The organism is Streptomyces sp. NPDC005574, from assembly GCF_040605435.1.
GTDB lineage: Bacteria > Actinomycetota > Actinomycetes > Streptomycetales > Streptomycetaceae > Streptomyces.
The window spans coordinates 1-18,333 of sequence record NZ_JBEXCW010000053.1 but is presented as its reverse complement, the minus strand read 5'-3'; the positions used below and the strand labels follow the sequence as shown (position 1 = coordinate 18,333).

Sequence of the window (18,333 nt, the reverse complement as noted above, 5' to 3'; positions counted from 1 at the left end):
GGTCCTTGACAATCACGACGCCGGTGACACCGGTGACGCGCGTGATCTCCGTGGCCTCCCTGACTCGCGCGATGCCCGGGGCTCATGCGGCCCGCGTGACGCCCGTGACCAAAACGGCGGACCCGGCGAACGCCCGCTCCCGGGGCCTGCAACGTGGCCTGCTGCCAAGGGAGTTGCCGTCCCTCGCCAGGGTGTCGGCCGCCGCCCGCTATCTGCCGGCGGGCCGGGGCGACGAGGTGGGCGGCGACTGGTACGACGTGATCCCGCTCTCCGCCGACCGGGTCGCCCTGGTCATCGGCGACGTCATGGGGCGCGGCATCGCCGAGGCAGCCACCATGGGCCGGCTGCGCACGGCGGTCCGTACCCTCGCCGACCTGGAACTCGACCCGGACGAACTGCTGGGCCACCTGAACGAACTCGTCGGCGACCTGGGCCACGACTACTACGCCACCTGTCTGTACGCCGTGTTCGACCCGGTCGGCCGGACCTGCTCGTTCTCCCTGGCCGGGCATCCGCCGCCGCTCGTCGTGCACCCCGACGGCACGGTCCACACCCCCGACCTACCGGTGAACCCGCCGCTCGGCGCCGCGGAACCGCCCTTCGACGTACACGAGTTGATGCTCCCGGAGGAGTGTCTCCTGGTGCTGTGCACGGACGGTCTCGTGGAGTCCCCGGACCGGGACATCGACCAGGGGCTGGCGCTGCTCCGCCGGACCGTGGCCTCGGCGGTGGCCCGCACGCCGTACGTCTCGGACGAGGGCACGGCGCGCCTCGACGACCTGTGTGACATCGTCGTCTCCGCGCTGCTCCCCGATCGCGAGGAGACCACCGACGACGCGGCGCTGCTCATCGCCCGGACCCGGTGCACCCCCGCCCGCGACATCGCCTCGTGCCGCCTCCCCGAGGACCCTCGGGCCGCCGGGCAGGCCCGTGAGTACGTCCGGCGGCAGCTCGGCGTCTGGGGGCTGGACGAGCTCGCCATGACCACGGAGCTCCTGGTCAGCGAACTCGTCGGCAACGTGGTCCGGCACGCCAGGGGCCCCGTCTTGCTCCGCCTGCTGCGCAGTCGGTCGTTGATCTGCGAGGTCTACGACGGAAGCCTCACCACTCCGCGCATCCGGCGCGCGGGGCAGACCGACGAGGGCGGCCGGGGTCTGCAGCTGGTGGCAGCCGTCTCGCAGCGGTGGGGCACACGGTTCCAGGGCGACGGCAAGTGCATCTGGGCCGAGCAGGACATTCCAGTGGGGGACCGTCAACTGCCCACGACCACAAGGGCGTCGTAGAAGCGAGGCCGTGGAGGCCGGGTTCGCCGGGCGGGTATCAGGTCAACCGTCCCGGACCCTTGACTCGGACCGCGCCAGTGGCGATCCTCGACCCATATCTTGCGCCGGTCATGACAAGTCAGGCCCCCGGTGTCCTCGTCGGACTCCGGACGGCGGCCCGGGCTCGTCGGCCGCGCGATCCGCCGACCGAGGGACGTGGGCCGTGACCGTGACCGTGACCGGACGCCCGTACCGCCGACGCAGGAACGTCACCGTCGTGTCGCTGCTGCTGCTCGTGCTGGCCATGGCCCTCGGCCCGGCGCCGAGTTCGGCGGCCGCGACCGACTGGTGGGTGCCGACCGCGCGGCCCGCGCCGGACTCGCAGATCAACGTGACGGGCGAGCCGTTCACCGGCACCGACGCCGCCGGCGACGTGCGCGGGTTCGTCGACGCGCACAACCACCTCTTCGCCAACGAGGGCTTCGGCGGCCGGCTCATCTGCGGCAAGACGTTCTCCGAGGCCGGCATCGCCGACGCGCTCAAGGACTGCCCCGAGCACTACCCCGACGGCTCGCTCGCGATCTTCGACTACATCACCCGCGGCGGGGACGGCAAGCACGACCCGGTGGGCTGGCCCACCTTCAAGGACTGGCCGGCACACGACTCCCTGACGCACCAACAGAACTACTACGCCTGGGTGGAGCGGGCCTGGCGCGGCGGGCAGCGCGTGCTTGTCAACGACCTCGTCACCAACGGCGTGATCTGCTCGGTGTACTTCTTCAAGGACCGCAGCTGCGACGAGATGACCTCCATCCGCCTTCAGGCCAGGCTGAGTTACGACCTCCAGGACTACATCGACCGGATGTACGGCGGCACCGGCAAGGGCTGGTTCCGCATCGTCACCGACAGTGCGCAGGCCCGACAGGTCATCGAACAGGGCAAGTTGGCGGTGATCCTGGGGGTGGAGACCTCGGAGCCGTTCGGCTGCAAGCAGGTCCTGGACATCGCGCAGTGCAGCAAGGCCGACATCGACGCGGGACTGGACGAGCTGTACTCGCTGGGCGTGCGCAGCATGTTCCTGTGCCACAAGTTCGACAACGCGCTGTGCGGCGTCCGCTTCGACGAGGGCGGCCTCGGAACGGCCATCAACGTCGGCCAGTTCCTGTCGACGGGCACGTTCTGGAAGACGGAGAAGTGCTCCGGCCCCCAGCACGACAACCCCATCGGCACCGCGGCCTCCGCGGCCGAGGCGGACCTGCCCGCGGGCGTGGACGTCCCCTCCTACGACACGGACGCCCAGTGCAACACCCGCGGCCTCACCGACCTCGGTGAGTACGCCGTACGCGGCATGATGAAACGCAAGATGATGCTGGAGATCGACCACATGAGCGTCAAGGCCGCCGGCCGCGCGCTCGACATCTTCGAGTCGGCGTCCTACCCGGGTGTGCTGTCCTCGCACAGCTGGATGGACCTGAACTGGACCGAGCGGGTCTACGGCCTCGGCGGCTTCGTCGCCCAGTACATGCACGGCTCCGAGGAGTTCGCCGCCGAGGCCAAGCGCACCGACGCCCTGCGCGACAAGTACCAAGTGGGCTACGGCTACGGCACCGACATGAACGGCGTCGGCGGCTGGCCGGCCCCGCGCGGCGCGGACGCTGCCCACAAGGTCACCTACCCCTTCAAGAGCGTCGACGGCGGTTCCGTCATCGACCGCCAGACCACCGGCCTGCGCACCTGGGACCTCAACACCGACGGTGCCGCGCACTACGGACTCGTCCCGGACTGGATCGAGGACATCCGGCTCGTCGGCGGCCAGGACGTGGTGGACGACCTCTTCCGGGGCGCCGAGTCCTACCTCGACACCTGGGGCGCCACCGAACGACACCAGGCCGGCGTCAACCTCGCCAAGGGTGCCTCGGCGAGCGCCAGTTCGGCCGAGTGGAACCCGTTCACCAGTTACGCGCCCGGCCGCGCAGTGGACGGTGACACGGGCACCCGCTGGGCCAGCGACTGGAGCGACGACCAGTGGCTGCGGATCGACCTGGGGGCCACGAACCTGGTCAAGCGGGTCACCCTCGACTGGGAACGCGCGTACGGGAAGTCGTACCGCGTCGATCTGTCCACCGACGGCGCGAACTGGCGGACCGTCTGGTCCACCGGCTCCGGAGACGGCGGACTGGACACCGCGGTGTTCACCGCCACTCCTGCCCGCTACGTCCGGGTGCAGGGCCTGGGCCGCGGTACCGAATGGGGATACTCGCTGCGCGAACTGGGCGTCTACAGCAACTGACGGCCGCGCGCGAACCGGCCTGCCCCCACCTTCGCGGGCAGGCCGGTACGAGCACGAAGGGCACGCAAATGGCGCGGATGCCGTCGGCCGAACGGCGCCGGCAGCTCACGGAGGCGGCGATCAGGGCGATGGCCCGGGACGGCGTCGCCGCGACGACGACCCGGTCCATCGCGGCCGAGGCGGGCGTGTCCCTGAGCGTCTTCCACTACTGCTTCGACTCCAAGCAGGAACTGGTCGAGTCCGTCATCACGACGATCACCGACCACTCGGTGACGATGGTCCGCGAGGCGCTGCGGCCCAGGGACACCCTGGAGGAGGCCGTCCGGGCCGGCTTCCAGGCGTACTGGGACCACGTCCGCGCCCACCCCGACGAGCACATGCTGACCTACGAACTCACCCAGTACGCCCTGCGCCGGCCCGGGTTCGAGCACCTCGCGCGACGGCAGTACGAGCTGTACGGCGAGGCGTACGGCGAGCTCATCGAGCAGCTGCGGCGCGACATGGACCTCCGGCTGGGGGTGCCGGTGTCCGTGCTGGCCCGCTATCTGGCCGCCATGACGGACGGGCTGACCCTCAACTACCTGGTGCTCGGCGACGCGGCCGCCTGGACCGACATCCTCGACACGGTCACCGCTCACATCGCCGGACTCGTCCACCACGACGACGCCCCCACACCCCACCCGCGGCCCCCACAGGCGCCCACCCCATAGCCACGGCCCCATCCACTGGCGCCTACCCCATAGCCGCGCCTCCACCTATAGGCGCTCACCCCACAGCCGCGACCCCAACTCCAGGCACCCACGCCACCGCCGCGATCCCACCCGCAGGCGCCCACCGCACCGCCGCGGCCCCCTCCAGGGGCGCCCGCCCCATAGGTGCGTATGGGCGGCCCGGCGCGCGCTTTCGGATGACCTCGCAGCCTGTCGCCGGGGTGCCCCGGCCGGTGTGACCGACGATCGGGTGCCCGCCGGGTCACCGCGCCCGCCCCTTCGCACGCCGGGAGGCAGCCGTGCGCATCCTGCTCGTGGCCAGCGCGTTCAACAGCCTCACCCAACGCGTCCACGCCGAACTGCGCGACCGCGGCCACACCGTGGCGGTGGAACTCGCGCTGCCCGGCCACGACCTCGCCGAGGCCGTACGGCGGCACGCCCCGCAGCTCGTCCTGGCGCCCATGCTGAAGACGGCCATCCCCCGGGAGGTGTGGTCCGCACACACGTGCCTGATCGTCCACCCGGGCCCGGTCGGTGACCGCGGGCCGTCCTCCCTGGACTGGGCGATCCACGAGGAGGCCGACCGGTGGGGGGTGACGGTGCTCCAGGCGGACGAGGAGATGGACGCGGGAGACGTGTGGGCGTCCACCACCTGCCGCGTGCCTCCGGTGTCGAAGAGCGACCTGTACCGGGGTGAGATCGCCGACGCCGCGCTGGAGGCCGTCCTGTGCGCCGTGGACCGCTTCGCCGCCGGAACCCACCGGCCGCTCGCCCAGGACGCGGCGGCCCGGGCCGGTGCCACGCCCCGCGTCCGCCCGTATCTCGACCAGAGCGTCCGGCGGATCGACTGGGCCGAGGACTCCACGCGGACCGTCGTCCGCAAGCTGCGCGCCGCCGACTCGCAGCCGGGGGTGCTGGACGAGCTGCTCGGCAGCGAGTGGTACCTCCACGGCGGCCACCCCGACAGCGGGCTGCGGGGCCGCCCGGGCGACCTGCTGGCCACCCGCAACGGCGCGATCTGCCGGGCGACCACGGACGGCGCCGTGTGGATCCCCGAGCTGCGGGCCAGGCGCCGGCCGGGCGGACCGGCCACCTTCAGGCTGCCGGCCGCGCAGGCCCTCGGCGACCGGCTGCCCGCGCTGCCCGAACTCGCCCTGCCACCGCTGCCCGAAGCCGGGGATGCCACCTGGACGGACATCCACTACCGGGAGGACGGGTACGTTGGCCTCCTGTCGTTCTCCTTCCCCGGCGGCGCCATGAGCACGGCACAGTGCCGGCGCCTGCTCGACGCCTACCGCGAGGCATGCACCCGCCCCACCGCGGTCCTGGTGCTGGGCGGCCGACGGGACTTCTTCTCCAACGGCATCCACCTCAACGTCATCGAGGCCGCCGACGACCCCGGCGCCGAGTCCTGGGCGAACATCAACGCCATCGACGACCTGGTCGAGGCGGTCCTCACGACGACCGACCGGCTGGTGGTCTCGGCGATCGGGGGCAACGCCGCCGCCGGCGGGGTCATGCTGGCCCTGGCCGCCGACGAGGTGTGGTGCCGTTCCGGCGCCGTACTGAACCCCCACTACCGGCTCATGGGCCTGTACGGCTCGGAGTACTGGACGTACACGCTCCCGCGCCGGGTGGGGGGCCCGACGGCCGAGCGCCTCACGCGCGAGGCCCTCCCGGTGAGCTCGGCGGGCGCCCTGCGCCTGGGGCTCGTCGACCGGGTCGTGGACTGCGGCCCGCAGGACTTCACCGCGCGGACCGGCGCCCTGGCCGCCCGGCTCGCGGCGCTGCCGGCGACGGCCTCCCGCATCGCGGCGAAGAAGACCGCCCTGGACGGGCGCGGCGAGGCCCCGGCCGCCTTCCGGGAGCGGGAGCTGGCCCGGATGCGCCGCACCTTCCAGGACCCGGACGCTCCGTACCACGCCCTGCGCCGGGCCTTCGTCCGCAAGGAGACACCGCACCGCACGCCACCCCACCTCGCTCCCGTCACCGGAACGGCCCAACATGGCGTCCCATCGGACGCGGGCGACTGGTACCAAGAAGGCTGATGGCCCGAAATGAAGACCTTCATCCCATACCTCCCCAGGAGGCGGTCCCATGACTGAGGCGAGGCCGGACACGGTCGGCGCTGCGGACGCCGGAGACGCGCCCGCCGACGAGACACCCACGATCCACATTCTCTGGATCAACGCGGGGCTGAGCTGCGACGGCGACTCCGTCTCGCTGACGGCGGCCATGCAGCCGAGCATCGAGGAGATCGTGCTCGGTGTGCTGCCGGGGCTGCCGAAGATCGCCGTCCACTGGCCGCTCATCGACTTCGAGTGCGGTCCGATCGGCGGCTCGGACACGTTCATCGAGTGGTTCTTCAAGGGCGAGCGAGGCGAGATCGACCCGTTCGTGCTGGTCGTCGAAGGCTCCATCCCCAACGAGGCGATCAAGCCGGAGGGCTACTGGTGCGGCTTCGGGGACAACCCGGAGACCGGCCAGCCGATCACGACCAGCGAGTGGATCGACCGGCTCGCGCCCAAGGCGCTCGCGGTCGTCGCCATCGGCACCTGTGCCACGTACGGCGGTATCCACGCCATGGCCGGCAACCCGACCGGAGCCATGGGCCTGCCGGACTACCTCGGCTGGGACTGGAAGTCCCACGCCGGGATCCCGATCGTGTGCGTCCCCGGCTGCCCGATCCAGCCCGACAACTTCTCCGAGACGCTCACGTACCTGCTCTACCAGGCCTCCGGGCAGGCCCCGATGATCCCGCTGGACGACAAACTGCGTCCGACCTGGCTGTTCGGAGCCACCGTCCACGAGGGCTGCGACCGCGCCGGCTACTACGAACAGGGCCAGTTCGCCCTGACGTACGACTCGCCGAAATGCCTGGTCAAGCTCGGCTGCTGGGGGCCCGTCGTCAAGTGCAACGTGCCCAAGCGCGGCTGGATGAACGGAATCGGCGGCTGTCCGAACGTCGGCGGCATCTGCATCGCCTGCACCATGCCCGGCTTCCCCGACAAGTTCATGCCGTTCATGGACGAGCCCCCCGGCGCACGGGTGTCCAGCAGCGCCAGCGGCGCCTACGGCGCGGTCGTGCGCAGGCTGCGGACCATCACGGCCCGCACCGTGGACAAGGAGCCCAAGTGGCGCCACACCGGCGACAAGATCGCCACCGGCTACCGCCCGCCGTGGTGACGCCCCGCCCCGCGTGACCCGCGCCGGCTGATCACCCCGAGTGAACACCGGGGCGTCCCGCCCCGCGGCCGTCCGGCCGCGGGGCGGCCACCCCCGCACCACAAGCGCACCACCGCAACACGAGCGCACCCCGATGCGTGCACCCCCCACCTCCTCGCGCAACGAAGGGCACGGCATACACGATGGCACCGACGACGAAGGCGGCCGGCGACGGCAGCGGCCTGGTGGAGATGGCCTGGGACCCGATCACCCGGATCGTGGGCAGCCTCGGCATCCACACGAAGATCGACTTCAAGCAGAAGCGGGTCGCCGAGTGCTACAGCACCTCGTCGGTCTTCCGCGGCTACAGCGTCTTCATGCGCGGCAAGGACCCCCGCGACGCCCACTTCATCACCAGCCGCATCTGCGGGATCTGCGGCGACAACCACGCGACCTGCTCGGTGTACGCGCAGAACATGGCGTACGGCGTGAAGCCCCCGAACCTCGCCGAGTGGATCATCAACCTGGGTGAGTCCGCGGAGTACATGTTCGACCACAACATCTTCCAGGAGAACCTGGTGGGGGTCGACTACTGCGAGAAGATGGTCAAGGAGACCAACCCGGGCGTCCTCGAACTGGCCGAACGCACCGAGGCGCCGCACGCCGGGGAGCACGGCTACCGCACCATCGCCGACATCATGCGGTCGCTGAACCCGCTCGAGGGCGAGTTCTACCGCGAGGCCCTCCAGGTCAGCCGCTACACGCGGGAGATGTTCTGCCTCATGGAGGGCCGCCATGTGCACCCCTCCACGCTCTACCCGGGCGGCGTCGGCACCATCGCCTCCGTGCAGCTGTTCACCGACTACCTCAGCCGCCTCATGCGGTACGTGGAGTTCATGAAGCGGGTCGTGCCGCTGCACGACGACCTCTTCGACTTCTTCTACGAGGCGCTGCCGGGCTACGAGGAGGTCGGCCGGCGCCGCGTGCTGCTCGGCTGCTGGGGTGCGCTCAACGACCCCGAGTACTGCGACTTCACGTACGCCAACATGACCGACTGGGGCCGGCGGATGTTCGTCACGCCCGGCATCGTCGTCGACGGCAAGCTGGTCACCAACGACCTCACCGAGATCAACCTCGGCATCCGCATCCTGCTGGGCAGCTCGTACTACGAGGACTGGCAGGGGCAGGAGCAGTTCGTCACCCACGACCCGCTCGGCAACCCGGTGGACCCGCGCCACCCGTGGAACCAGCACACCATCCCCGCCCCGCAGAAGCGGAACTTCGACGACAAGTACAGCTGGGTGATGTCTCCGCGCTGGTTCGACGGGAAGGACCACCTTGCCCTGGACACCGGCGGTGGCCCCATCGCCCGCCTGTGGTCCACGGCCCTGTCCGGGCTCGTCGACACCGGCTACGTCAAGGCCACCGGCCACAGTGTCGTCATCAACCTGCCCCGCACGATGACCAAGCCCGAGACGACCTTCGAGTGGAAGATCCCGCGCTGGAGCAACGCGCTGGAGCGCAACCGGGCCCGCACCTACTTCCAGGCGTACACGGCCGCCATCGCCCTGCACTTCGCGGAGAAGGGCCTGGAGGAGGTCAGGGCCGGACGCACCCAGACCTGGGAGAAGTTCGAGGTGCCCGACGAGGGGCTCGGTGTCGGCTTCACCGAGGCGGTCCGGGGCGTGCTCTCCCACCACATGGTGATCCGCGACGGCAAGATCGCCAACTACCACCCGTACCCGCCCACCCCCTGGAACGCCAGCACCCGGGACACCTACGGCACCCCCGGCCCGTACGAGGACGCCGTGCAGAACACGCCGATCTTCGAGGAGAACGCCCCGGAGAACTTCAAGGGCATCGACATCATGCGCGCCGTGCGCAGCTTCGACCCCTGTCTGCCGTGCGGTGTCCACATGTACGTCGGCGGCGGCAAGACCGTGCAGAAGATGCATGTGCCCACCGGCCTGAGCGGACTGGGCGGATGAGCGCGGCGCCGGCCGGGCGGCCGGTGAGCGCGCAGGAGACCGGCCGCCGGGTCGAGGAGATCCTCGACCGGCTGGCCGCCGCCGGCGACCCGGCGGCGGCCACCGCGGCGGAGGAACTGGTCCGCTCCCTGATGGACTTCTACGGCGCCGGGCTGGCCCGCGTCCTCCAGCTCCTGTCCGGCCCCGGTGAGGGGCGGACGCCCGGTGACCCGCTCGCGCGGCTGCTCGGCGACGACCTGGTCGCCGGCCTGCTCGTCCTGCACGACCTCCACCCCGAGGACCGCGACAGCCGTATCGCCCGGGCCCTCGACAGCGTCCGGGACCACGACCTGGAGGTCGTCGGCTTCGACGAGCGCAGCGGCACCCTGCGCCTGCGGGCCGCCGCGGGCGGTGGCTGCGGCTGCGCCGGTTCGGGTGCGGGCGCCCGGCAGGCCGCCGAGGAGGCGCTCGCCTGCTTCGCACCGGAGGTCACGGGCGTCGACGTACAGGCCACCGCCGGTGAGCCCGCCCTGCTGCAGATCGGTACCGGCCCGAGGACGGCCGCGGCGGCCGGCCCGGCGACGGCGAAGACACGATGAGCGGCCCGCCGCTGCCGCTGCGGGCACCCGGCGCCCGGCCGGGTGCCCCCGGCCTGCGCCGGTTCCTCGACGAGCGGCCGCCCGCGCGCGAGCGGTGCGAACTGTGCGCGGTGACGCTGACCGGCACGGACCACCGCCACCTCGTCGACGTCGACCGACGCGCCCTCGTCTGCGCCTGCGTGCCCTGCGCCCTGCTGATGGAACAGCCGGGCGCAGCCTCGGCGGGCCGCTTCCGCGCGGTACCCGCCCGCTACCTCACCGACCCGGACCACCACCTCGACGAGGGCGCGTGGGAACGGCTCCAGATCCCGGTCGGCGTCGCCTTCTTCTTCCACAACGCGGCGCTCGACCGGCTCGTCGCGCTCTACCCGAGCCCCGCCGGAGCCACCGAGAGCGAGCTCGACCCCGCCACCTGGACCGACGTCCTCGGTGACAGCCGGCTCGCCGCAATGCTGGAGTCCGACGTGGAGGCGCTGCTGCTGCGCCGCGTCGACGGCCGCTGCGTCTGCTACCTCGTGCCGATCGACGTCTGCTACGAACTCGTGGGCCGTATGCGCCTGTTGTGGCAGGGCTTCGACGGCGGCGCCGAGGCCCGAGCCGCCCTCGACACGTTCTTCGACAACGTCGTACGGCAGGCCCGGCCCGTCCGCGAGGCGGAGGCGCCGTGACGGAGCTGTCGTTCACCTGCACCGGCGTCCGCGCCGACCGCTACGCGGCCGGACCCACCCTCGTCTTCCGGCTGCGGGTCACCGCGGCCGGTGACGCCCGCGTGCACGCGCTCGCGCTGCGCTGCCAGCTCCGCATCGAACCCGCCCGCCGCGGCTACGAGAACGCCGAGGCCGACGGTCTGACGGACCTCTTCGGCGAACGCTCCCGCTGGGGCAGCACCCTCCAGCCCGTGCAGTTCGCCCAAGTGTCGCTCATGGTCCCGGGGTTCACCGGCGAGACCGAGACCGACCTCGTCGTGCCCTGCACCTACGACCTGGACGTCGCCGCCGCCCGCTACCTGGACGCCCTGCGCGACGGCGAGGTCCCCCTGCTGATGCTCTTCTCCGGTACGGCCTTCACCGGAGCGGGCGGCTTCCAGGTCGAGCCCGTGCCCTGGGACCGAGAGGCCGCCTTCCGCATGCCGGTCGCCGTGTGGCGGGAGATGGTCGAACAGCACTTCCCCGGCTGCGGCTGGATCCGGCTGCCCCGCGACACCATGGACGCCCTCCTCGCCTACCGCTCACGGCGCGCGCTGCCCTCCTGGGAGGCCACTCTGCGCGCCCTGCTCGACGACAGCTCGGCCGCCGGGCCGCCCGGGACGGACCCGTTCCTCGCGCTCACCGGCACCCACCCGACCTCCGCCGGAAGGACCGATCAGTGACCGTGACCGCGTTCGCCCCGGAGACGGAGGCACGGTTCGACCTGGCCCGGCAGGTGGCGGACGCCGTCCTGTTCGAGGGCTATGTGCTCTACCCGTACCGGGCCTCGGCCGCCAAGAACCGGATGCGCTGGCAGTTCGGAGTGCTCGTGCCGCCGGCCTGGGGAGCCGAGTGCGAGGAGCACGACTTCCAGCACACCGAGTGCCTGATGGAACCGAAGGCCGGCGCGACCCTGTCGGTCGAGCTGCGTTTCCTGCACGCCCGGCGGCGGACCGTGGAGCGGGTCCGTCCCGACGGCGCCTTCGAGACGGTGCGCGAACTGCACCTCGACGACCGGGTCCTGGTGCCCTGGGACGAGGGCGCGGAGGAACGGGTCGAGGTCGTCACCGCGGTGGACGCACTGCTGGGCGACGGCATCACGGTCCCCTTCGAACGCCCCGCACGCGAGGATGTCGCCCCGGTGCTGGACGCGGCCGGCCGCGCCGTCGGCCGTACGGTCCGCCGCTCCGAGCCGATCACCGGCGCGGTACGCCTGTCGGCCCGCGAACTCGACGGCCCCTACCGGGCGTTGAGGCTGACCGCCGTGGTCGAGAACACCACCGCGTGGACACCCCCCGAGGGCCACGCCGCCGACCGGGACGCGGCTCTGCCGTACTCCCTGGTGGCCTCGCACCTGCTCATGGCGCTCGACGCGGGCTCGTTCCTGTCGATGACCGATCCCCCCGAGTGGGCGAAGGGCGCCGTCGCCACCTGCCGGAACCTGCACACCTGGCCCGTCCTCGCGGGTGAACCCGGCCGCGCCGACCTGGTGCTGTCCTCGCCGATCATCCTGGAGGACCACCCGGCCATCGCACCGGAGAGCCCGGGCGCGCTCTACGACTCGCTGGAGATCGACGAGATCCTCGCCCTGCGGACCGCCGCCCTCACCGACGAGGAGAAACGCGAGGCCCGCGGCACCGACGAGCGGGCCGCCGCGGTGATCGACCTCGCGGACTCGATGCCGCCGGAGGTGCTGGAGCGACTCCACGGGGCGGTACGGAGCCTGCGCGAGGTGACCGGCGGGGCGAGCGCCCCGGGGCCCGCCCCCGACACCTTCCCCGACGAGTTCGGCGTGCCCCGCCCCGACACCCCGTGGTGGGACCCGGCGAGCGACGCCGGCTTCGACCCCGCACAGGACCGCGTCGTCGTGGACGGCCGGTCGCTGGGGGCCGGCGACCGGGTCCTGCTGCGGCCGGGCCTGCGGCGCTCCGACGCCCAGGACCTGTTCCTCCAGGGGCGCAGCGCGAAGGTGGAGGCGGTCCTGCACGACGTCGACGGCGCGGTGCATCTGGCCGTCACCGTCGAGGGCGACCCGGGCGCCGACATCCGCCGCGAACAGGGCCGCTTCCTCTACTTCCAGCCGGACGAGGTCACCCCGCTGGACGACGGGGAGGGCGACGCGTGAGCCCGCCCGCGCCCGCCATGAGAACCCTCGTCGCAGGGATCGGCAACATCTTCCTCGGCGACGACGGCTTCGGCGTGGAGACCGCGCTCCGCCTCGCGGAGCGGCAACTGCCCGACGGTGTCGAGGTGGTGGACATCGGCGTGCGCGGCGTGCACCTCGCCTACCAGCTCCTCGACGGCTACGACACCCTCGTCCTGGCGGACGCCACCGCACGCGGCGAGGACCCCGGCACGCTGTACGTGATCGAGTACGACGGGCCCGCCCAACCGGCCGACGGCGCCCCCGCGCTCGACGGCCACCGGATGACTCCCGACACCGTCCTGGCGCTGCTCGGCGCGCTCTGCGCCGGCACCGGCGCCCAGCCGCCCCGGCGCACGCTGATCGTCGGCTGCGAACCGGCCTCGGTGGAGGAGGGCATCGGGCTCAGCCCGCCGGTCTCCGACGCCGTACCGCGGGCCGTACAGCTGATCGAGGAGCTGCTGCGGGACGGCCGGCCGGCACCGGCCGAGACACCACCGCCCATCCAGACCGTCCCACCGGCCGTCACCCGGCCCCTGTCACCGGCCGCGGCCGGTGAGGGCCTGTCGGCCGGCGGGTCGAACCGGCCCAGCACATGAGGAGACACGGCATGAAGAAGACGCTCGTGAGTGGCGCGGCGCTGGTCGCAGCGGCCGCCCTCTTCGCACAGATCCTGCCCGACCTCAGGCGCTACCTGCGCATCCGAAGGATGTGAACCCGGCGCGTCCGGAGGGGGCGGACCGGACCCCGGCCGCCCGGCGCACGGGGTTGCGTCGAACGGCGTACCCGGCGGCGCGCGACGGCGTGCCGGGCCGGGGGGCCGGCACCCCTCGCCTCTAATGGGACCGCCGAGGCCGGCGCGGGCCGGCCCTGGGAGGACTGAGACCCATGCACGAGATGTCCGTGGCGCTGGCCGTGATCGACCAGGTCGAGCAGGCCGCCGCACAGGCCGGTGACGTCACGGCGGTCCGCTCGGTGCGGCTCCAGGTGGGTGAACTGGCCGGTGTGGTGGCCGACTCCCTCGCCTTCTGCTTCGAACTCGCCTGCGCCGGAACCGTGCTGGAAGGCGCCGAACTGGTCACCGAGACGGTGCCGGGACGGGCCCGCTGCACCGACTGCGCGCACGAGTGGGCCGTCGGCATGCCGCCCCGGCTGAGCTGCCCCGCGTGCGACGGGACCAGCACCGACCTGCTCGCGGGCCGGGAACTGCAGATCGTCAGCGTGCACTGGGAGGACGGCCGGAGGCACGCGCACACCCGCGAACCGATCCCCGAGGAGTACTGAACCATGTGCCGTGTCGTCGACCTGCAACAGGCCGTACTCGCCAAGAACGACGCGACCGCGCACACCCTGCGCGCCGAACTGGCCGCCCGGGGCACCGCGATCGTCAACCTGCTGTCCAGCCCCGGCAGCGGCAAGACCGCGCTGCTGGAACGCGAACTGCTGCTGGCGCGCCGGCGGTCGGTGCCCGTGGCCGCGCTCACCGCCGACCTCGCCACCGAGAACGACGCGACACGCCTGGCCCGTTCGGGTGTCCCGGTCAAGCAGGTCCTCACCGACGGGCTGTGTCACCTGGAGGCCGGCATGCTCGGCGGGCACCTCCGGGGCTGGCTGCCCGACGACACCCGGCTGCTGTTCGTGGAGAACGTCGGCAACCTCGTCTGCCCGGCCTCCTACGACCTGGGGGAGACCCTGAGAGTCGTCCTGGCGTCCGTGACCGAGGGCGAGGACAAGCCGCTGAAGTACCCCACCGCCTTCGGCCTCGCCCACCTCGTCCTGGTCACCAAGACCGACATCGCCGAGGCCGTCGAGTTCGACGAGGCGGCGTTCCGCGCCAACGTCGAGCGGATCAACCCGGGGGTCGAGATCGTGCACACCTCGGCGCGCCGGGGAGAGGGGATCGGCGAACTGCTCGACCGGGCCCTGGCGGCCGCGGACGGCGCGCCGGTCCACACCCCCGTCATGGCCCGCCGTCCGGCCGCGCCCGGTCCCGGGCACGGACATCCGCACCCGCACGGGCCCGACCACGAACACGACCACGCGCACGGGCCCGACGAGGTGGGCACCTCTCACCACGACGACGGGGCCGCCCGCCCGGACGGCGCCGGCGCGATGGCCCGCACCCGCTCGTGAGCGGTCCACCACCGGCCGCCGTCGCCGACGACACACCGTCACGCCGCCGCGTCACCGTCCGGGGCGTCGTCCAGGGCGTCGGGTTCCGGCCCTACGTGTACGGCCTCGCCACCGAACTCGCCCTGGCCGGACACGTGACGAACACCCCGGAGGGTGTCGTCGCCGAGGTCGAGGGGTCCTGCTCCGCCGTCGACCGGTTCTGCGACCGGATCGCCGCGCAGGCACCCCCGCTGGCCCGCGTGGAGTCCGTGCACCAGGTGGAGCTGCCCGCCGTGGGAGACGGCCGGTTCACCATCCTCGCCTCCCGGACCGACGGGCCGGTGCGCACCCTGGTCTCGCCGGACACCGCCACCTGCGCCGACTGCCTCGCCGAACTCGCCGACCCGGCCGACCGGCGACACCGCCACCCCTTCGTCAACTGCACCCACTGCGGCCCGCGCTTCACCATCGTCACCGGCGTGCCCTACGACCGGGCGCACACCACCATGGCCGGCTTCCCGATGTGCGCCGAGTGCGCCCGGGAGTACGCCGATCCGGCCGACCGGCGCTTCCACGCGCAGCCGGTCGCCTGTCCCGCCTGCGGGCCCCGGCTGCGACTGCTGGGACCGCGAGGTCCCGAGGGGGCGCTGGAGGGCGTCGCCGGCGCGGACGCGGTCGGCGCCGCCCGCGCGCTCCTCGCCCGCGGGGCGATCGTCGCCGTCAAGGGCCTGGGCGGCTACCACCTGGCCTGCGACGCCGGCGACCCCGCGGCCGTCGCACTGCTGCGCCGCCGCAAGCGCCGGGGCGACAAGCCGTTCGCCGTCATGGCCCGGACCGCCGACGACATCGCACACCTCGTCCGGCTGGACCCGGAGGAGCGGGGCCTGCTGGAGAGCGGCGTCCGGCCCGTCGTACTGCTGCGACGCCGGACGGACCCCGTGCACGGGGCCGGCGCCGCGCGTCCGGCCGCCGCGGTCGCGCCCGGCAGCCCCGACCTCGGCGTCATGCTGCCGTACACGCCCGTGCACCACCTGCTGCTCGGGCTGCCGGGCGACCCCGAGGGCCCCTCGCTGCTCGTCATGACCAGCGGCAACCTGGCCGGTGAGCCGATCGTGACCGACGACGCCGACGCGCTGGAGCGGCTGGCGCCCCTCGCCGACGCCTGGCTCACGCACGACCGGGCGATCCACGTCCCCTGCGACGACTCCGTGGTGCGCGTCCTGGACGGGAAGCCGCTGATCATCCGCCGGGCCCGCGGCTACGCCCCGCTGCCTCTCACCCTGCCGTTTCCGGTGGGCCCGGCGCTCGCCGTCGGCGGCGACCTGAAGAACGCGTTCTGCCTGGGGGAGGGCCGGCGGGCCTGGCTGTCCGCGCACATCGGTGACATGGACGACCTCGGCACCCAGCGGGCCTTCGAACGCGCCGAGGGGCAACTGGAGTCCATCACCGGAGTACGGCCCGCGACCCTGGTCGCCGACCGCCACCCCGGTTACCGCTCGGCCGGCTGGGCCGAACGCAACGCGGCCGGCCGGCCCGTGGTCCGCGTCCAGCACCATCACGCCCACATCGCCGCCGCGATGGCCGAAGGCGGCCTGGACGGCAGCCGGCCGGTGATCGGTGTCGCCTTCGACGGCACCGGGCACGGCGACGACGGCGCCGTGTGGGGCGGCGAGTTCCTGCTCGCCGACTACGACGGCTTCACCCGGTTCGGGCACCTCGCGTACGTCCCGCTGCCCGGCGGTGACGCGGCCGTACGCCGGCCGTACCGGATGGCGCTCGCCCACCTGCGCGCGGCCGGGATCGACTGGGCGGCCGACCTCCCCTGTACCGCCGCCTGCCCGCCCGAGGAACAGCGGGTGCTGGCACGGCAGTTGGAGCGGAACCTGAACTGTGTCCCCACCTCCAGCATGGGCCGGCTCTTCGACGCCGTGTCGTCGCTCGCCGGCGTCTGCCACCGGGTGGGGTACGAGGCACAGGCGGCCGTCGAACTGGAGGCGGCCGCACTGGCCGCGCCCGCCGGCGAGGAAGGCACCTACCCGTTCGCCCTCCGCACCCAGGGGCCGGACGGTGACGGAGCGGTACGGGCCGATCCGGCACCCGTCCTCGCGGCGATCGCCCGGGACCTGCGGGCCGGGACCCGGCCGGCCGTGATCGCGGCCCGCTTCCACCGGGCCGTCACCGGCCTGGTGCACGGCCTGTGCGTGCGGGCCCGCGAACGCCACGGGCTGGACACGGTCGCCCTGACGGGCGGCGTGTTCGCCAACACCCTGCTCTCCTCGGCCTGCGCCACGGCCCTGCGCGAGGACGGCTTCACCGTTGTGCGGCACCACCTGGTCCCGCCCAACGACGGCGGCCTGGCCCTCGGCCAGCTCATGATCGCCGCCCGTGCCACGACGGCCCCGACCGAGGCCGCCGACCGATGACTGTCCCGGCAGCACCGGGCAACGCGCGACCACAGCGAGGAGAGGCACATGTGCCTGGCGGTACCCGGCAGAGTGCTGGACATCGAGGAACGTGACGGCACCCGCATGGCCACCGTCGATTTCGGCGGCGTGGTCAAGGAGGTGTGCCTGGAGTACCTGCCCGACCTCCGGGTCGGCGAGTACGCGATCGTGCACGTCGGGTTCGCGCTGCAGCGCCTGGACGAGGAGTCGGCGAAGCAGACGCTCGAACTCTTCGCCGAACTCGGCCTGCTCCAGGAGGAGTTCGGTGACGAATGGAATGCGGCCGCCGAGGCCGGGGGCGGTCAGGTGTCCCCGTTCGCGGACGAGGACGCCGTAGAGGAGGCACGGAAGTGAAGTACATCGACGAGTTCCAGGACCCCGAGCTGGCCCGCCGGCTCCTCGACGACATCCACGCCACGGTGACCAGGCCCTGGGCGCTGATGGAGGTGTGCGGCGGACAGACGCACAGCATCATCCGGCACGGCATCGACCAACTGCTGCCCGAACAGGTCGAGTTGATCCACGGACCGGGCTGCCCGGTCTGCGTGACCCCGCTCGAGGTCATCGACAAGGCCCTGGAGATCGCCTCCCGGCCGGGCGTGATCTTCTGTTCGTTCGGCGACATGCTGCGCGTGCCCGGCACCGGGCGGGACCTGTTCCAGGTCCGGAGCGAGGGCGGCGACGTACGGGTCGTCTACTCACCGCTCGACGCCCTGCGGATCGCGCAGCAGAACCCGGACCGCGAGGTGGTGTTCTTCGGCATCGGCTTCGAGACGACCGCACCGCCCAACGCCATGACGGTCCATCAGGCACGCCGGCTCGGCATCAAGAACTTCAGTCTGCTGGTGTCGCACGTGCGCGTCCCCCCGGCCATCGAGGCCATCATGAGCTCGCCGAGCTGCCGGGTGCAGGGCTTCCTCGCGGCCGGGCACGTGTGCAGCGTGATGGGCGTGGG

15 protein-coding genes and 1 pseudogene are annotated in these 18,333 nt (G+C 72.6%); all 16 read left to right on the top strand.

What is annotated here, in order from left to right; genetic code table 11:
- Positions 1-128: 128 nt before the first annotated feature.
- Positions 129-1,283: pseudogene (locus tag ABZT03_RS28020) on the top strand (ATP-binding SpoIIE family protein phosphatase); the annotation flags it as partial.
- A 208-nt stretch (positions 1,284-1,491) separates the two neighbouring features.
- Positions 1,492-3,552: a discoidin domain-containing protein gene (locus ABZT03_RS28015; protein WP_356044230.1), complete on the top strand. Its 2,061-nt coding sequence runs from the start codon at positions 1,492-1,494 to the stop codon at positions 3,550-3,552.
- A 68-nt stretch (positions 3,553-3,620) separates the two neighbouring features.
- A complete protein-coding gene (locus ABZT03_RS28010) occupies positions 3,621-4,262 on the top strand; it encodes a TetR/AcrR family transcriptional regulator (protein WP_356044148.1) in 642 nt (213 codons plus the stop codon).
- Positions 4,263-4,561: 299 nt separating this feature from the next.
- Entirely contained in the window at positions 4,562-6,310 is a 1,749-nt protein-coding gene (locus tag ABZT03_RS28005) for a hydrogenase maturation protein (RefSeq protein WP_356044146.1), read from the top strand.
- 49 nt (positions 6,311-6,359) lie between these two features.
- Positions 6,360-7,448, top strand: coding sequence for a hydrogenase expression protein HypE (locus ABZT03_RS28000; RefSeq protein WP_356044145.1), 1,089 nt, complete (start codon positions 6,360-6,362; stop codon positions 7,446-7,448).
- Positions 7,449-7,630: 182 nt separating this feature from the next.
- A complete protein-coding gene (locus ABZT03_RS27995; protein ID WP_356044143.1) occupies positions 7,631-9,415 on the top strand; it encodes a nickel-dependent hydrogenase large subunit in 1,785 nt (594 codons plus the stop codon).
- Positions 9,412-9,993, top strand: coding sequence for a hypothetical protein (locus ABZT03_RS27990; protein WP_356044141.1), 582 nt, complete (start codon positions 9,412-9,414; stop codon positions 9,991-9,993). Before ABZT03_RS27995 ends, ABZT03_RS27990 begins: the two co-directional genes overlap by 4 nt.
- Positions 9,990-10,661 (top strand): DUF5947 family protein, encoded by a 672-nt coding sequence (locus ABZT03_RS27985; RefSeq protein ID WP_356044139.1) that lies wholly within the window; start codon positions 9,990-9,992, stop codon positions 10,659-10,661. The genes ABZT03_RS27990 and ABZT03_RS27985 overlap by 4 nt, the downstream gene beginning before the upstream one ends.
- A complete protein-coding gene (locus ABZT03_RS27980; protein WP_356044138.1) occupies positions 10,658-11,362 on the top strand; it encodes a DUF6084 family protein in 705 nt (234 codons plus the stop codon). The genes ABZT03_RS27985 and ABZT03_RS27980 overlap by 4 nt, the downstream gene beginning before the upstream one ends.
- Positions 11,359-12,804 (top strand): hypothetical protein, encoded by a 1,446-nt coding sequence (locus tag ABZT03_RS27975; protein WP_356044136.1) that lies wholly within the window; start codon positions 11,359-11,361, stop codon positions 12,802-12,804. Before ABZT03_RS27980 ends, ABZT03_RS27975 begins: the two co-directional genes overlap by 4 nt.
- A 17-nt stretch (positions 12,805-12,821) precedes the next feature.
- The gene (locus ABZT03_RS27970; protein WP_356044227.1) at positions 12,822-13,421 is read left to right on the top strand and encodes a hydrogenase maturation protease; all 600 of its coding nucleotides are present in this window, start codon (positions 12,822-12,824) and stop codon (positions 13,419-13,421) included.
- Positions 13,422-13,710: 289 nt separating this feature from the next.
- Complete coding sequence (gene hypA / locus ABZT03_RS27965; RefSeq protein WP_356044134.1) at positions 13,711-14,106, top strand: hydrogenase maturation nickel metallochaperone HypA; 396 nt, start codon at positions 13,711-13,713, stop codon at positions 14,104-14,106.
- A 3-nt stretch (positions 14,107-14,109) separates the two neighbouring features.
- Positions 14,110-14,955 (top strand): hydrogenase nickel incorporation protein HypB, encoded by an 846-nt coding sequence (gene hypB, locus ABZT03_RS27960; RefSeq protein ID WP_356044132.1) that lies wholly within the window; start codon positions 14,110-14,112, stop codon positions 14,953-14,955.
- The gene (gene hypF, locus ABZT03_RS27955; RefSeq protein ID WP_356044130.1) at positions 14,952-17,357 is read left to right on the top strand and encodes a carbamoyltransferase HypF; all 2,406 of its coding nucleotides are present in this window, start codon (positions 14,952-14,954) and stop codon (positions 17,355-17,357) included. The genes hypB and hypF overlap by 4 nt, the downstream gene beginning before the upstream one ends.
- A 48-nt stretch (positions 17,358-17,405) precedes the next feature.
- Positions 17,406-17,732: a HypC/HybG/HupF family hydrogenase formation chaperone gene (locus ABZT03_RS27950; protein ID WP_356044128.1), complete on the top strand. Its 327-nt coding sequence runs from the start codon at positions 17,406-17,408 to the stop codon at positions 17,730-17,732.
- Positions 17,729-18,333, top strand: a 605-nt coding sequence (hypD, locus tag ABZT03_RS27945) for a hydrogenase formation protein HypD (protein WP_356044126.1), incomplete at its 3' end; no start/stop codon positions are given. The genes ABZT03_RS27950 and hypD, both read left to right, overlap by 4 nt.

Coding starts and splice junctions, on each gene's coding strand:
- ABZT03_RS28010 (WP_356044148.1), top strand. CDS start 3,621: ATGGCGCGGATGCCGTCGGCCGAACGGCGCCGGCAGCTCACGGAGGCG.
- ABZT03_RS28000 (WP_356044145.1), top strand. CDS start 6,360: ATGACTGAGGCGAGGCCGGACACGGTCGGCGCTGCGGACGCCGGAGAC.
- ABZT03_RS27995 (WP_356044143.1), top strand. CDS start 7,631: ATGGCACCGACGACGAAGGCGGCCGGCGACGGCAGCGGCCTGGTGGAG.
- ABZT03_RS27990 (WP_356044141.1), top strand. CDS start 9,412: ATGAGCGCGGCGCCGGCCGGGCGGCCGGTGAGCGCGCAGGAGACCGGC.
- ABZT03_RS27985 (WP_356044139.1), top strand. CDS start 9,990: ATGAGCGGCCCGCCGCTGCCGCTGCGGGCACCCGGCGCCCGGCCGGGT.
- ABZT03_RS27970 (WP_356044227.1), top strand. CDS start 12,822: ATGAGAACCCTCGTCGCAGGGATCGGCAACATCTTCCTCGGCGACGAC.
- hypA (WP_356044134.1), top strand. CDS start 13,711: ATGCACGAGATGTCCGTGGCGCTGGCCGTGATCGACCAGGTCGAGCAG.
- hypB (WP_356044132.1), top strand. CDS start 14,110: ATGTGCCGTGTCGTCGACCTGCAACAGGCCGTACTCGCCAAGAACGAC.
- ABZT03_RS27950 (WP_356044128.1), top strand. CDS start 17,406: ATGTGCCTGGCGGTACCCGGCAGAGTGCTGGACATCGAGGAACGTGAC.